The following is a 14478-nucleotide window of genomic DNA, read 5'->3' as shown; positions in this document are numbered from 1 at the left end:
ATAAAAACGTTTTTAATCGCGATCCGGCCCAAATTGCTAAAGCTATTCGACTGATCTTTGATAAGCTCGATGTTGCCCTAAATGAAGTATAAGGCTATCCGCCTCTGGTACTTGCATCTTCGCTAGTGCAGCCGATCCCCCCGCGAAAAGACCCCCTTTCTGAGCGAAATGGGTCTTTTTGTTGATAAGGTACTTATATATCCCGTCAACTACTGACAGGAACCTCTTTCGCTCTCGGATAGGAAAGTAATTCTGCCTGATCTTTCCCGATTACACCTCGATGATGTCTTTTTCCTTAGCTTCAAAGATTTTATCGATTTTTTCGGTGTGATCGTCAGTGAGTTTTTGGACGCGGTCTTCGCCGATTTTTACCATATCTTCCGACACGCCTTCTTTGGTCAATTTGCGGATGGAGTTATTGGCGTCCTGCCGCACGTTACGGACGTTCACCTTGGCGGTTTCAACTTCTTGCTTCACGCGCTTCACCAATTCCTGGCGGCGTTCTTCGGTGAGCGGTGGCACCGACAGGCGGATGATTTCACCATCGTTGTTGGGTGAAAGTCCGATGTTACTGTTACGAATCGCCTTCTCGATGTCGGCAATCAGACGCTTTTCAAAGGGCTTGATTGCCAACGTCCTGGCATCGGGCGTATTGACCGACGCCACGTTTTGTAGCGGCGAAGGTGAACCGTAGTAGTCCACCTGAATGCCTTCCAGCATTTGCGGCGAAGCTTTGCCCGCACGGATTTTACCTAGCTCGATGGCTAAGTGTTTGATCGCTCCGTCCATCGTTTCCTGGGCGGATTCTAAGTAAATTTCTATTTCTTCCATGATGTTAAATCAGATTTGTTCAATTATTTTCTGGCTCTCAATGCGAACCAAATCGTTTACCTTAGTTGAGTTATCGGGGAAAGTAGTTTTTAGAAAAAATGTCAAATCTCTTTTATATCGCTGCTGCCTAGCTCCGAAAACCTTTGATTGAACGATTCGGCAGCAAAAGCTAAAACCAAGTAGCTTTGTAATTAACTGAGGTATCGTGGACTTTATCTGATCAATAGCATCACCTAAATTTTGACCTTTCAATTCAATGAAGAATGCTTTATTGTCTGTACAGTCTAACAGCAAAAAATCACATTTGCGAACACCAATCTTTTCTCCCAGCAGGCAGCCATCAACTTTTAATTTTATTAAAAAATGCCGAGAATTATTTAATACCCTGAATTCAGGTGCAGCTTTTTTATCTTTAAAAACGATCTCCTTAGCAGTGTAGTTAGTATTTTGTTCACATTTTTTGCCAAATGGATTACAGTTTTTACTCATTCGTCATACTGAATTTCAAGCAAATCATCAAACTTTCTCATAATGTCGTCCGATACGCCATCAAGTATTTCATGTTTGATCAGGTGGCTTTCAGTGTCAATTATATTTTCGATCCCTCCATTATCTAAATAGCCCACGTATAAGTTTTCAGGATTTATCCACAGAAAAGGGTTTATCACTTCGCTGGTTGCCGCTTTTTTGCCTTCTTTTTGTCCTACCAAATGGGCTTCTACTAAATTATTTAAGGCTGCCAAAATATAAGGACTATGAGTAGTAATAATTACTCTGTTATTATATTGATTAGCTAACAAGGTGATTAAAGAAGTCATATCTCTTTGAGCTTCTGGAAATAGATGCGCTTCAGGTTCCTCAACTATTGTTGTATATAGTGTATCCGTACTTTCACTCGATTTTAATAGCAGAAAATGTATTGTGTTAATAAGCCAACTTGCTTCCTGTTGCCCTGACGATGTATGTCTTAGTGGTACGCTGACTCTCCTCCCTTCTTCTTCATAATGTATTATTTCATCACCTGTATTACTCAAACAAAAGTCTCCTTTTAATATTTTGAAAGATAATTCATTTGCCAGCGAAAAGGCATTTATAAGCTTAGCCCCCGAATCAATTCTACCTGAGAGTCCAAACAATTTTTCATAAGTAGGAGAAGCCATCTCTTTTCTTAACGAATTTGCGAACTGAATGAAATCTGTATTATAATGGTCTAGATTATTATTTTCAATAAATGTTATAGAATTTGAAAAGAGAGAGATAACGGTTCTGCCAGAAGGGATGAAATTAATTTTCACACTTTTAGCTGTATAGAACAATTGATTATATAAATCTTCTATAAGTTCCTTCTGGACAATATTCCATAAAAAATTGAATGGATTTCTTTCGGTTGTACTATCGAAGTTAAGGTCAGAAACATTAGCGCTAATCTTCTCATCAAAACTTTCTAAATTTTTGTAAAATTTATCATTAAAGCTAATGTAAGGTTCTATATTTTTAATTACATTTTCTACATTGATGGATATATGAATTTTATCCGAATAAATAAATCTTAGATTTCCATATGTATAAGCAGGAAAGGATTCGACAAATACTTCCTTTATTTCATTGACAAAAATTTTTGATAAATTTATAGCTGTTTTTTCTTTTTTGATTACTCTATCAACTAAAATGTTCGCGATGATGCTTGTTTTGAGTATCTCCCCGGTATTTAAAAAAAAATCTATCAATTTCGCCAGCGTACTCTTTCCCGAAGCCTGTGGTCCAATAAAAACCATATAATCCTTGATGTCAAGGGTTATATTTTTCAAAGGCCCAAAGTTTTTTACTTCAATCCGCTGCATAACAAAAAGTCATAAAATTATTTACGCTTCACTCGACACCAGCGTCCCGACTGAATCGTCCCCCATTACCAGATTGTACAGGTTACCGGGCTTATTCATATCGAAGACGATGATGGGGACATTATTTTCTTTGCAAAGGGTGAAGGCGGTCATATCCATAATTCTCAGGTTCTTAGCCAAAGCCTCGTCGAACGATAGGTGTTTGTACTTGATCGCCAGCGGGTCTTTTTCGGGGTCGGCGGTATAGATGCCGTCCACCCGGGTACCTTTCAATACTACTTCCGACTCAGACTCGATGGCCCGCAGGGCGGCGGTGGTGTCCGTGGTGAAATAGGGGTTGCCCGTGCCAGCTCCAAAAATAACAATGCGCTTTCTTTCGAGGTGACGAATAGCCCGGCGGCGGATTAGCGGTTCGCAGACCTGCTCCATTTTGATGGCCGACATCAACCGCGTAATCATGCCATTTTTTTCCAGCGAACTCTGTACTGCCATTCCATTGATGACTGTGGCCAGCATTCCCATGTGGTCGCCCTGTACGCGGTCGATGCCGGATTTTTCAACGGAAGCGCCGCGGAAGATATTGCCCCCGCCGATAACGATGGCGATTTCGACACCAGCGTCGTATATCCGGCGAATTTCTCGGGAGTAGTCATCCAGTACATTGAAGTCGATCACCTGGCTTTTGTCGCCGCCGTTGAGTGCTTCACCGCTGAGTTTGAGAAGAATTCGCTTGAACTTGGGCTGGGACATGGGGGAGTTTTCGGGAAATGGTGCCGCAAAATAAGGATTAGCAAGGCATAATTACAAGCCCCCTAGACAAACTCTATCAACACCTGATTTTTTTCGACGCTACGACCCGCTTCGGTGCGGATGGATTTTACAGTCGCTTCGGCGGGGGCTTTGATGGCGTTTTCCATTTTCATAGCTACAAGCACCAGCAGCGTATCGCCCTTTTTGACGGTATCGCCCTCCTGCACTGCGATGCTCTGAATCAGGCCGGGCATGGGAGCTTTTATCTCGTTGATCTTATTACTGACAGCCTGGCTCATACCCATACTTTCGAGCAGAAGGTCGAAACGGTCTTTAGCCGAGGTGGTGAGGATTTTGCCGTTGATTTTCAGGGTAGTTTTTTTGGTAAGAGCGTCATGTTCCACTACTTCGACATTGAAGGAGCGGTCTTGCCAAATGACGTGGTAGTGATGAGGACTAAGCTGCGCTACGTCGCCATCGAAGAACTCACCGTTTATAGACCAGTCGTCTTTTTCTTGCTTTACGTCGAACTCTTGCGAGTCGTTGACTTTGACTTTTAACATATAATGATTTTTTTATTTCACCTCACGGAAGCGGCCGACCGTCCTTGCCCTCTCCTGTCAGGAGAGGGGATTGTCTAACTCCAAAGACATTTTCCTCGCCTTTCTTCTCCGATTGATCAAATACACCCCCACTAAAATCACCACCGTCCCAGCCCACTGCTGAATGCCGACGGTTTCGCTGTCTAGCAAGCCCCAGGAGAGTGCCACGATGGGCATCAGGTACGTCACCGATGCGGCAAAAACTGCGCTCGACAACTGAATGACGCGATTGAAAAGTACCGACATCAACCCCGAGGCCAGCACGCCCAAACTTATCAAAAATGAGGAGGGCATCCAATTGGCAGGTTCCGCCATTTTCCCAAAAAAATCAGTAAACAAAAGGATGCCGAAGGAAAGCGGGCCGACAAAGGCGAAAATCCAGGCTGTGGAGACGACGGGCGATAAATCTCCGTAGAATTTAGAAACAACATTGATATTGGTGCCGTAGCAGAGCGTCGCCAAAACGATGAGCAGTGCGTAACTATTGACTTCGGGAATGGCTACGCCAGCTTTGGTAAATATCAGCAGTAAGGCGCCGCCCAGAGCGATGAGCAGTCCGGCGACCTGCATTCGGTTGGTAGTTCTGGCAAAGAAAAGTACCCCGACAATCATTGTGAACATCGGGCTGACCGCGTTGAGGGTTCCGGCCAAGGCACTGGTGATTTCGCTCTGGGCGATCGCAATCAGGAAAGCAGGAATCAGGTAGCCTAACATACCCGAAATAAAAAATATTTTCAGAAGCGGCTTGGGGATAGTCCTCCAACTACGAAGCAACACGGGAACGAAAAAGAGAAACGCCAGAAATACCCTCCCAGCGGCTACCTCCGTGATCGAATAAACGTGCAGACTTTTCTTGATTAAAATGAAAGAACTACCCCAGACCAGCGCCAGTAAAACGAGCAGTCCCCATGCCAGCAGAGGCACGGAGGTTTCGGTGGTCGAATTTTTCTCGCTCATACAGCAAACGCTTCTTGCTCCCCGAATACTTCGCTGATTTCGTACAAAATCTCGTTCAGTTCGTCGAAAGACATGCTTTGTACCAGCCGCATCCGGTAGGGCTTGAAGTGGTCCAGTCCCCGGAAGTAGTTGGTGTAGTGGCGACGCATCTCGAAGATTCCGGTGATTTCGCCCTTCCAGCGCACCGAGAAGTCGAGGTGGCGGCGGCAGACTTCTACGCGCTCGGATAAGGTAGGGGGCGCTAGGGTTTGACCCGTAGCCAGGTAATGTTTGATTTCGTTGAAAATCCAGGGATAGCCGATGGAAGCACGGCCCACCATAATCCCGTCCACACCGTAACGGTTTTTGTATTCGAGGGCTTTCTGAGGGCTGTCGATGTCGCCGTTGCCGAAAATCGGAATCGTGACGCGGGGATTTTCCTTGATGCGCCCGATGAGCGTCCAGTCGGCGGAGCCTTTGTACATCTGCACGCGTGTGCGGCCGTGGACGGTCAGTGCTTGGATACCAATATCTTGCAGTCGCTCGGCTACTTCCAAAATATTTTTGGTTGTGTCATCCCAACCCAGGCGCGTCTTGACCGTTACAGGCAAGTGCGTGGCCTTGACCACGGCCTCGGTCATGCGCACCATTTTGGGAATATCCTGCAACAAAGCGGCCCCCGCACCCCGGCAAGCCACATTTTTGACCGGACAGCCGTAATTTATATCGACCAAATCAGGATGAGCGCGAGTCGCGATTTCGGCGCAGGATCGCATGGTTTCCACATCGCTGCCGAATAGCTGAATGCCGATGGGACGCTCGTATTCAAAGATGTCCAGCTTCTGCACGCTTTTAGCTGCATCACGAATCAAGCCCTCGGAGGAAATAAATTCGGTGTACATCAAGTCCGCCCCATTTTCCTTGCACACTGCCCGGAAGGGCGGATCGCTTACGTCTTCCATCGGCGCGAGCAGGAGGGGGAAGTCGGGGAGTTGTATATTGCCTATTTTAGTCATTTTGCCGTTGATGGTGGCGTTTTTCTATTTGTTGAAGTGTCTAATAGTTTAAATGTTTAATGATATGGTGCGTTCAGTAGCACGAAAAATCTGTGATACCCCTTACAATCCAACGCTCAATATTTAACCATTTATTCTGAGATGCTTTGTCGCAAGATGGAACACAATTCAATTATTCAACCCTTCAACCATTAAACATTTAAACCATATTGCCGTAAATTTACGCCAAATATGCAACACGACGCCCCTCTTTCTCTCCCTTCCCGCGTTCCCAACACCTGGCGGAGCCTTCTGGTTCTGGTAGGTTTTATTTTGGTTGGAATGTCAGTAGGGAACATGCTGGCCGTGCTTATTCTGATGAAATTCCTGGGAAGCGATGGCGGAATGGCGGGCATAGGAATCGTTTCGACGCTCATCCAGTCGCCGGGAGAGGTTCCCAATGGCTGGTACGGGCTGATGATTTTGCAGGCCATATCGCACGTGACTACCTTCCTGATTCCGCCGTTGCTGTATTGGACGTACATCGAGCGCCGCCGTTTGCCGGACTTCCAGACACGAGCATTCACGTCGCCGCAGTTTTGGGGACTGACGTTACTGGTCGTGCTGGCCTTCATGCCGCTCAATGGCCTGATCATCGAGTGGAACGAGGGGCTCATACTTCCCGACGCGCTAAGTAGGCTGGAGCAATGGATGCGCGGCAAGGAAGATCAAATGGCGGACGTGACCAAGTTTTTGACCAATTTCGATACGCCCGTCCAATTTGCCGTGGCTATGTTCGTCATCGGCGTCCTCCCGGCCATTGGTGAGGAGGTGCTTTTTCGCGGTGTTTTACAGCGTAAGTTGATGGAACACTGGGTCAACCCACATTTGGCGATCTGGGTAGCCGCTGCCATTTTCAGCGCCATCCACGTCCAGTTTTATGGTTTTATACCAAGAATGCTGCTGGGGGCTTTGTTCGGATATTTGTATTACTGGTCGGGAAGCCTGTGGGTAGCCATTTTCGCCCACTTCGTCAACAATGGCTTTATGGTACTTATGCTATACCTCCATCACCAAAAGATGGTCGATTACAATATAGAAGACAACGAATCTGTCCCCTGGAGCGCCGCGCTGGTTTCCCTAGTTGCCACCTGCGCGCTGCTATACGGTATCTGGAAACAAAACGGCCCAAAGAATCTCGCATAACCCCCATTTTTATTCACTCATTCACAATTCACTCATTCAAAATTGACCCCAATGGCAAAAATAAAAGTAGGAGTCGTAGGAACCGGATTCATTGGCCCCGCCCACATCGAGGCGCTGCGCCGCTTACCCAACGTCGAGGTAGTGGCCCTCTGTGAAGTCACGGCCGAGCTGGCCGCCGACAAGGCCAAAGCGCTGGGCATCGAGCGTTCTTATACCTTCGACGAACTCTTGAAGCAAGACGACATTCAGTGCATCCACATTTGTACACCCAATTTTCTGCATTACTCCCAATCCAAAGCCGCTCTGGAAGCGGGTAAACACGTGGTTTGTGAAAAACCTTTGGCCAAAGATTTGGCCGAGGCCAAGGAACTGGTGGAATTGGCCGCTAAAACTGGTTTGGTCAACGCTGTGCACTTCAACCTGCGCTACTATCCTTTGGCTCGTCAAATGAAGGTAATGCGCGAGAAGGGTGAACTGGGCGAGGTGTACTCCGTCATTGGTTCCTATTTGCAAGACTGGCTTTTCTACGCAACCGATTACAACTGGCGGCTCGAGCCCGACAAATCAGGCGACTCGCGGGCCATCGCCGACATCGGCTCCCATCTGATGGATATTTTGGAATACATCACCGGCCTAAAAACCGTAGCCGTGATGGCCGATTTCAACACCATCCACAAAACCCGTAAAAAGCCGCTGAAAGAAGTGGAAACCTACTCGGGCAAAATGTTGCAACCCGAAGACTACGACGACGTCCCCATCACCACCGAAGACCACGCCAACGTACTGCTGCGCTTTGACAATGGCAATCGCGGCGTCATTACGGTATCTCAGGTATCGGCGGGCCGTAAAAACCGCATGGCGTTGGAAATCTCGGGTTCCAAGAAAACGTTCAGCTTCAATTCCGAAAGCCCCAACGAACTCTGGATTGGTAACCGCGACGGCTACAACGAAACGCTGCTGCGCGACCCGTCGCTCGTCCACCCCGAAGCCAGTTCGGTCATTTCCTTCCCCGGCGGCCACAACGAAGGCTTTCCCGATACATCCAAGCAGATGTTCAAGGAAGTTTACGCCGCCATCGAAGCCGGAAAACAACCTGATAATCCTACCTTCCCAACCTTCGCCGAAGGCTACCGCGAGTTGCTGATTTGTGAGCGGATATTGGAAAGTGCGCGGGGGGAGAAGTGGGTTGCCATTTAATTGAGAATGAGAGATTGAGTGAATGAGAGAATTAGGATGGAGAAGTAGGCAATGAACAATTTCTCAAAGTCTGAATCCAATAATCACTAATTTAGTCAATCTCTCATTCAAAACTAATAGCCATGGATAGAGATTGGTGGGTGGAGGAAAGCGAGACGCAGGGCTATCAGGTAAAGTCTGAATTTGCGGATGCGATGAAGCTTCGAACTAAGAAGCTTGTTTTATGACACATCAAACTCTATCAGTCTCTGCCCGCATCTGAGGAAGCGCGCATAATTGGGAAGCAACTTTTGCGCTCGCCTTCATCTACTGGAGCCAACTATCGCGCTGCCTGTCGCGCAAGGAGTCAAGCCGAGTTTTTCTCAAAGCTATCAATCACTATCGAAGAAGCCGATGAATCTCTATTTTGGCTGGAAATACTGGAAGAGTCGGGTATAGTTGAAGAAAGAAAATTGGCATCGCTCAAAGCAGAAACGACAGAGATTCTAAAAATACTAGCCAAAGCAAGGCTCACCTTAAAAGAGAAACATTAAAAATTCTCTAATTCTCTCAATCACTCATTCAAAATTAAAAGCATGAAAACCCTAAAAGGCCCCGCCGTATTTTTGGCCCAATTCATGGGCGACGAAGTCCCGTTTAATTCCTTAGAAAGTATTTCCCAATACATGGCCGACCTCGGCTACCTGGGTATTCAAATCCCAAGCTGGGATGCCCGGTGCATCGACTTGAAGCAAGCTGCCGAGTCGAAAACGTACTGTGATGAGCTCAAAGGAAAACTGAAAGACATCGGCGTAGAGGTAACCGAACTGTCCACGCACCTGCAAGGACAACTCGTGGCCTCTCACCCGGTGTACGACGCGATGTTCGATGGATTTGCCGCCCCCGAGGTTCGCAACGACCCCACGGCCCGGCAGGCCTGGGCGGTCGATCAGCTGAAAATGGCCGCTAAGGCTAGCCAGAATCTGGGTTTGACCGCCTGTGCTAGTTTCTCGGGCGCATTGGCATGGCCTTACATGTACCCCTGGCCGCAGCGTCCGCAGGGTTTGGTTGAAACAGCTTTTGCGGAATTAGCCAAGCGTTGGAAACCGATTCTGGATACTTTTGAAGATTGTGGTGTCGATGTTTGCTACGAGCTGCATCCGGGCGAGGATTTGTTCGACGGTGCGACTTTTGAGCGCTTCCTGGATGCCGTCGATGGCCATTCGCGCGCCAATATTCTTTACGATCCCAGCCACTTCGTCTTGCAACAGCTGGACTATCTGGCGTTTATCGACATCTACCACGAGCGCATCAAAGCTTTCCACGTCAAAGACGCCGAATTCAACCCCACCGGGCGGCAGGGCGTGTACAGCGGTTTCGCGGGTTGGGCCGATCGGGCCGGACGCTTCCGCTCACTGGGCGATGGGCAGGTCGATTTTTCCGGGATTTTCTCCAAACTCTCACAGTACGACTATGGGAGCTGGGCGGTGCTGGAATGGGAATGCTGCATCAAGTCGCCCGCGCAAGGCGCCGCCGAGGGCGCGCCCTTCATTGAAAGCCACATCATTGAAGTGACCGACAAAGCATTCGACGACTTCGCCAGCGCCGGAGCTGACGAGGACTTCAATCGGAATGTTTTGGGGATATAGGAGGAGGAGAGGATAAAGGGAGGAAAGGAGGAAAGGAATTCTCCGACTTCCAGCACGCTGCGATTTGCAGAAGATAATAATACAAAAGGAAGAGGGCGCTCAATTATTCGAGCGCCCTCTTCCTTTTATCCCTCCCTCCCGCACGGGCGGCCTCGTCCTTTCCTCCTTTAAAACCTACATCGCTCCGTTTACGAACTCAATCGTGTCTACCGCGAATAGCGGCTTACCTTTCGGGTCGGCATTCTTAAATACAAGATAGAGGTCACGCTGCCGGTTGTCGGCAGGTACTTGAAGTGGAATATCTACTTCTCCCATCGTGCCTTGCTTCACCTCCGCTGAGCCGATGCTTGGGCCATTGGGCGAGTCGAGGTGTACTTCGAGTGTACCGCCCGCAGTCGTGTCTTTGGCACTCATGATAGCGGCTTTCAGTTTGCTAATGCCCATCAGGTCGATGTCTTTGAAAACGATGTTGCTATTGTTGGTATTGGCTATCACCACTTCCGAACCTGTCGGCAGCTTGTATTTCAGGTAATTCCTGCCACCATCCAGCGCGGTGGCCTTCATTTTGGCCGGACGCAAGGCCACGCTTTTTGTCGTCGTCAGGGGGCCGATGTTGCCATTGCCTTTGTCGGTGTAGCTGGCCGTCAGAATATAAGAACCGACTTTTTCCTTGGCCTCGGGCGTGAAAGTACTAGCCAATGGCTCGCGTTTTGCCTGCTTTTTCTCATCGGCCAGCGACAGGATGTACTTTACCATATCCTGAGCCTCCTCCTGCTTCAACTGCGGGTGGGCGGCCATCGCTTGCTCGCCCCACACGCCGCCACCGCCTTTGATGACTTTCTCGGCTAAGGACTTTACAGCGTTCTTGTCTTTCTGGTACTTCTTGGCAACATCCATATAGGCTGGGCCGATCGACTTCTTGTCGATGCTGTGGCAAGCTTTGCAATCGCTCAGTTCGATGAGCCGCTTACCCGTCGCAAATCCCATGTTGGCCTGGTGTCCCTGCGCCAGCATAGTCTTATCGAATCCCTCTAAATAGTCCAGCGTTACCAGCACGTCGTTTTGATCGACGCCTTTGGTCAGATCGCCGTCCTCCTTGTCCTTCACGGTCACATCGTAGGCGACGGGCTTTTTATCAAAGTAAAAAGATTTGTTCCCCTTCACAGCGATGTTCAGTTCCGGGACATTGTTGCCTGCCTTCACCAAGACATTAGAAGTAGAAGCGTTGCCCTTAGCGTCGGTTACTTTGAGCGTGGCTGTGTACTCGCCGGGCTTTGCGTAGGTATAATACGGATTGGCTTCTGTGCTCTTAGGTAGACCGGGGCCGAAGTTCCACTCATACTTAACGGCGTCCTTGTCATAATCCATTGAGCCCTTCGAGGAAAAAGCTACTTTCAAAGGCACAGCTCCCACCTTGTTTTCGGCGGAAGCCATCGCGACAGGGGTGCGGTTTCCGGAGTTGTACGTGATGTGCGATAGTCGCGCCTCGTCGTTCTGAGCAAACCAGTTGCTGCCGTACTCCAGCGTGTAGAGCGAGCCGTCGTTAGCAAACTGCATATCGATCAGGTGGTTGAATTCTGTACCGGGCATAAAACGCTCCATTGATACAAAATCCCCATTAGGGGCCATGGTCACAGGATTGATCCAGCCTCTGATCCAATCGTAGGCAAAGAACTTACCATTATAGTAGCGGGGAAACTTTACCTTCGAATCTTTATAATCATCGTAGTAATACACGGGTCCGCCCATGGCGTTGCGTCCGCCCTTCCCGACGATGTCGCCAAACTCCGGCGACTCTGCGTAGGGATAATAGATGAACGCCTTTTGGGCAGGGGGTAATTCTTTCAAACCCGTGTTCTTCGGCGAATCGTTGATGGGTTTGGCAGGATCGAATCTAGGCCCTGACTCTTTTGTTGCGAAATCGTAACGATTGTAGGCTCGGTTGTCGGCCACGAATAGCGGCCAGCCAAAGTACCCGGCCTTACGGGCCTGATTCATCTCGTCGTGGCCACGCGGCCCGCGGCTTTCTTTGTCTTCTCCGGCATCCGGGCCGACCTCGCCCCAGTAGAGGTAGCCGTTGCGTTGGTCCACCGAAATGCGGTAAGGGTTGCGGTTGCCCATGACGTAGATTTCGGGGCGGGCATTAGGAGTGCCTTTCGGAAATAAATTTCCCTCAGGAATGTCATACCCCTTATCGGCGCGGGGCTTGATGCGCATAATCTTACCCCTCAGGTCATTGGTGTTAGATGAAGTCTCCCGTCCGTCGAAGCCCACCATTTCGGGCCGCGCGTCCATTGGACCGTAACCGTCGGACTTAAAGGGGTTGACATCGTCGCCCGCCGACAGATACAGGTTGCCCTTGCTATCCCAGGCAATGGATCCGCCCGTGTGGCAGCAGTCGATGCGCTTTACCGGAACGGTCAACAGGTTCTCCTCGGTTGAAAGCAACAGCGTGTCTTTCGCCAGGTCGTACTTAAAGCGCGACAAGTGCTGCGCCGTATCTGATTCGGTGGAAGGGGGTGAATAATAAAGATAAACCCACTTATTTTCGCTGAATTTGGGGTCGATATTCAGACCCATCAGGCCGTATTCAAACTTGGTATAGACGGGTACTTCGGCTACTACCTTCGTCTTGCCCGTTTTGGGATTGTAAAGCTTTACCTTACCCTTGCGCTCGGCAAATAGTACGCGCTGGTCATCCAGCACGGCCAGTTCGGTGGGCTCATCGAGTTGATCGACCAGAATTCTACGCACGAAACGATTCTCTTCGGGCTGCGACTTAGTGTAGTCCAGTTGAGCGGCCATCGCCCACTTCAAGCCGTTCAGCAGGTGTTTGCGATAGACGGGATCGGCGTAAGTGTCGTCGTTGTGGCCGAAATTAGTATAAAAAGCCTTGCCGCCGTCGAATTCGTGGAACCAGGCCATCGGGTGATCATCACCCATTTGGCCTTCGGTGTAGGTACTTTCGTCGATCTTGACGAGTACCGTCACGTCCTTATTGAAGTTTTTGAAATCGTAAAACTCATCTCGCACTTTCCAGCGGTCGGGGAAGCCTTCCATTGAGGGGTGATTGCGATTAACGACATATGCCTCGGCGTTCTGCACGTTGTTCTTGGGGTGGCTGGCAAACTGCGCCCCGGCGAGTTTGTTGTACCAGGCCCAATCGTACTCGGTATCCGTAGCCGCATGGACGCCCACGTAGCCGCCTCCGGCCTGAATGTAGCGCTCAAAGGCGACCTGCTGCTGCTCGTCCAGCACGTCCGCCGTAGTACTCATCCAGACTACCGCGCTGTACTTTTTCAGGTTGTCGTCGTTGAAATTATCGGCGTTCTCGGTCGTGTCCACGGCAAAGCCGTTTTCCTTGCCGAACTGCATAATCAGTTTTTTGCCCACCGGAATAGAAGCGTGGCGGTAGCCTTTCGTCTTAGAGAACACCAATACCCGCTTTCCGCCGGACTGCGCCGTGGCGAAGCCGACGCTCAGGCCGCAGCCCACCGCCAGCGTGAGCAAGGCTTTATGAATGAATTTTTTACACAAAATGTACATGGATTGAATTTGATTAGGAATTGAATACGTAAAAGTAACAGCGCGACGAACGATAAGTTTAAGCAAAGCCTTCATTATCCTGCCACCTGCCGAACCCCAAAGGTAACAAGGAAACGTTAGTCTTCGGGGAAATCTTATGGTTTTTTGGGGAAGCAAGTGTTTGAGGGACAAGTTTTCTTTTTAACCAAAAAAAGCGGTGTTCCCTTTGCCAGGGAACACCGCTTTTTTGTGCTTTTGCTCAGCTTGACCTTTCTATTTTGCTGCCAATTTTATCTTTTTCACAGAGAAGGGAATGCACAGTTGCGGAGGGCAGTCGTCTGGCTTGGCGAGTTTGATAACGGTTAGGGTCAAGGTATCGAATTCCCCCCGTTGAAGTAGGATTTATCAAAGGGTACTTTCATCACAAACTTGTACGCTCCCGGAACGGTCAGGTCACTGGCAAGCCCAGAGGTAGTTAGTGTAGCCGGATTACCGGGGAGGGGTGACCAAATGCCGCTCACGTTCAGATAACGATTGTTATCATATTGATTGATCAAATAGGTCGGTAAAGTTATGGTGTCTGAGTATGTTGTGATGGTTGGCAATTCCTGTGGGCCTCTGTACACAATTACCGTATCGGCGCAAGGTCCGCTTGGGTCCGCATCTACCAGAAAAAAGGAATATTTTCCGTATTCGGTGAGGTTTTGCACCAATCCTGTGGCAGGGTTTATTTTTTTCCTGGGTATTCTCGGGAGCAGCTATCCATTTTTGGAGAGGGCCCGCCTCGGGTAGCTTGACAATTGACTGATAACCGTGCGCAAAAAAGTCGCTGCCGCCCAACGGTTTGGTACATGCCAGGCGGCAGTCGCGGTAGGGAACTACAACCGTGGTGTCGAAGCGGCAGGAGTCGCTGCCTCCGTAAAATTGGAGATAATAAAGCTGCCCCGCCGGGCCGTCAGGATTGGGC

Annotated in this window: 13 protein-coding genes; 4 read left to right on the top strand and 9 right to left on the bottom strand. The window is 49.2% G+C overall.

All coding sequences use genetic code 11. From position 1 onward, the window contains the following. Window positions 1-270 precede the first annotated feature (270 nt). From frr to dusB, 7 genes are all read right to left on the bottom strand, one after another. Window positions 271-831: a ribosome recycling factor gene (gene frr, locus ACEW8P_RS18625; protein ID WP_373514582.1), complete on the bottom strand. Its 561-nt coding sequence runs from the start codon at window positions 829-831 to the stop codon at window positions 271-273. A gap of 9 nt (window positions 832-840) precedes the next feature. Beyond that, window positions 841-1320 (bottom strand): hypothetical protein, encoded by a 480-nt coding sequence (locus tag ACEW8P_RS18620; RefSeq protein ID WP_373514581.1) that lies wholly within the window; start codon window positions 1318-1320, stop codon window positions 841-843. Continuing rightward, window positions 1317-2672 carry an AAA family ATPase gene (locus tag ACEW8P_RS18615; protein ID WP_373514580.1) on the bottom strand — a complete coding sequence of 452 codons (1356 nt, stop codon included), beginning with the start codon at window positions 2670-2672 and terminating at the stop codon, window positions 1317-1319. The genes ACEW8P_RS18620 and ACEW8P_RS18615 overlap by 4 nt, the downstream gene beginning before the upstream one ends. Window positions 2673-2693: 21 nt before the next feature. Then, window positions 2694-3422, bottom strand: a complete 729-nt coding sequence (gene pyrH / locus ACEW8P_RS18610) for a UMP kinase (RefSeq protein ID WP_373514579.1) — start codon at window positions 3420-3422, stop codon at window positions 2694-2696. 62 nt (window positions 3423-3484) lie between these two features. After that, a complete protein-coding gene (locus tag ACEW8P_RS18605) occupies window positions 3485-3985 on the bottom strand; it encodes a biotin/lipoyl-containing protein (RefSeq protein ID WP_373514578.1) in 501 nt (166 codons plus the stop codon). A gap of 57 nt (window positions 3986-4042) precedes the next feature. Next, window positions 4043-4981 (bottom strand): DMT family transporter, encoded by a 939-nt coding sequence (locus ACEW8P_RS18600; RefSeq protein ID WP_373514577.1) that lies wholly within the window; start codon window positions 4979-4981, stop codon window positions 4043-4045. Further along, the gene (gene dusB, locus ACEW8P_RS18595) at window positions 4978-5976 is read right to left on the bottom strand and encodes a tRNA dihydrouridine synthase DusB (RefSeq protein ID WP_373514576.1); all 999 of its coding nucleotides are present in this window, start codon (window positions 5974-5976) and stop codon (window positions 4978-4980) included. Before dusB ends, ACEW8P_RS18600 begins: the two co-directional genes overlap by 4 nt. A 231-nt stretch (window positions 5977-6207) precedes the next feature. Between dusB and ACEW8P_RS18590 the strand changes: the two genes are divergently transcribed. From ACEW8P_RS18590 to ACEW8P_RS18575, 4 genes are all read left to right on the top strand, one after another. Then, a complete protein-coding gene (locus ACEW8P_RS18590) occupies window positions 6208-7161 on the top strand; it encodes a lysostaphin resistance A-like protein (RefSeq protein ID WP_373514575.1) in 954 nt (317 codons plus the stop codon). A gap of 51 nt (window positions 7162-7212) precedes the next feature. After that, on the top strand, window positions 7213-8358 hold the full coding sequence (locus ACEW8P_RS18585) for a Gfo/Idh/MocA family protein (protein ID WP_373514574.1): 1146 nt from the start codon (window positions 7213-7215) through the stop codon (window positions 8356-8358). Between the two features lie 230 nt (window positions 8359-8588). Next, window positions 8589-8891 carry a four helix bundle protein gene (locus ACEW8P_RS18580; RefSeq protein WP_373514583.1) on the top strand — a complete coding sequence of 101 codons (303 nt, stop codon included), beginning with the start codon at window positions 8589-8591 and terminating at the stop codon, window positions 8889-8891. A gap of 42 nt (window positions 8892-8933) precedes the next feature. Beyond that, window positions 8934-9986: a sugar phosphate isomerase/epimerase family protein gene (locus ACEW8P_RS18575; RefSeq protein WP_373514573.1), complete on the top strand. Its 1053-nt coding sequence runs from the start codon at window positions 8934-8936 to the stop codon at window positions 9984-9986. A 174-nt stretch (window positions 9987-10160) separates the two neighbouring features. On the opposite strand, the gene ACEW8P_RS18570 is transcribed toward ACEW8P_RS18575, so the two are convergent. Both ACEW8P_RS18570 and ACEW8P_RS18565 read right to left on the bottom strand, forming a co-directional pair. Further along, complete coding sequence (locus tag ACEW8P_RS18570; RefSeq protein ID WP_373514572.1) at window positions 10161-13532, bottom strand: ThuA domain-containing protein; 3372 nt, start codon at window positions 13530-13532, stop codon at window positions 10161-10163. Between the two features lie 347 nt (window positions 13533-13879). Next, window positions 13880-14221: a hypothetical protein gene (locus ACEW8P_RS18565; RefSeq protein WP_373514571.1), complete on the bottom strand. Its 342-nt coding sequence runs from the start codon at window positions 14219-14221 to the stop codon at window positions 13880-13882. Window positions 14222-14478: the final 257 nt, after the last annotated feature.

This window comes from Persicitalea sp. (assembly GCF_041751555.1).
Classification (GTDB): Bacteria; Bacteroidota; Bacteroidia; order Cytophagales; family Spirosomataceae; genus Persicitalea.
The sequence above is the reverse complement of the archived record's forward strand: the minus strand, read 5'-3'. Positions and strand labels throughout refer to the sequence as shown.

Excerpts from the sequence above, each read along its gene's own strand:
- ACEW8P_RS18575 (WP_373514573.1), top strand. The coding sequence starts at position 8,934 with ATGAAAACCCTAAAAGGCCCCGCCGTATTTTTGGCCCAATTCATGGGC.
- dusB (WP_373514576.1), bottom strand. The coding sequence starts at position 5,976 with ATGACTAAAATAGGCAATATACAACTCCCCGACTTCCCCCTCCTGCTC.
- ACEW8P_RS18605 (WP_373514578.1), bottom strand. The coding sequence starts at position 3,985 with ATGTTAAAAGTCAAAGTCAACGACTCGCAAGAGTTCGACGTAAAGCAA.
- ACEW8P_RS18600 (WP_373514577.1), bottom strand. The coding sequence starts at position 4,981 with ATGAGCGAGAAAAATTCGACCACCGAAACCTCCGTGCCTCTGCTGGCA.
- ACEW8P_RS18620 (WP_373514581.1), bottom strand. The coding sequence starts at position 1,320 with ATGAGTAAAAACTGTAATCCATTTGGCAAAAAATGTGAACAAAATACT.
- ACEW8P_RS18585 (WP_373514574.1), top strand. The coding sequence starts at position 7,213 with ATGGCAAAAATAAAAGTAGGAGTCGTAGGAACCGGATTCATTGGCCCC.
- ACEW8P_RS18570 (WP_373514572.1), bottom strand. The coding sequence starts at position 13,532 with ATGTACATTTTGTGTAAAAAATTCATTCATAAAGCCTTGCTCACGCTG.
- ACEW8P_RS18615 (WP_373514580.1), bottom strand. The coding sequence starts at position 2,672 with ATGCAGCGGATTGAAGTAAAAAACTTTGGGCCTTTGAAAAATATAACC.
- pyrH (WP_373514579.1), bottom strand. The coding sequence starts at position 3,422 with ATGTCCCAGCCCAAGTTCAAGCGAATTCTTCTCAAACTCAGCGGTGAA.
- ACEW8P_RS18590 (WP_373514575.1), top strand. The coding sequence starts at position 6,208 with ATGCAACACGACGCCCCTCTTTCTCTCCCTTCCCGCGTTCCCAACACC.
- frr (WP_373514582.1), bottom strand. The coding sequence starts at position 831 with ATGGAAGAAATAGAAATTTACTTAGAATCCGCCCAGGAAACGATGGAC.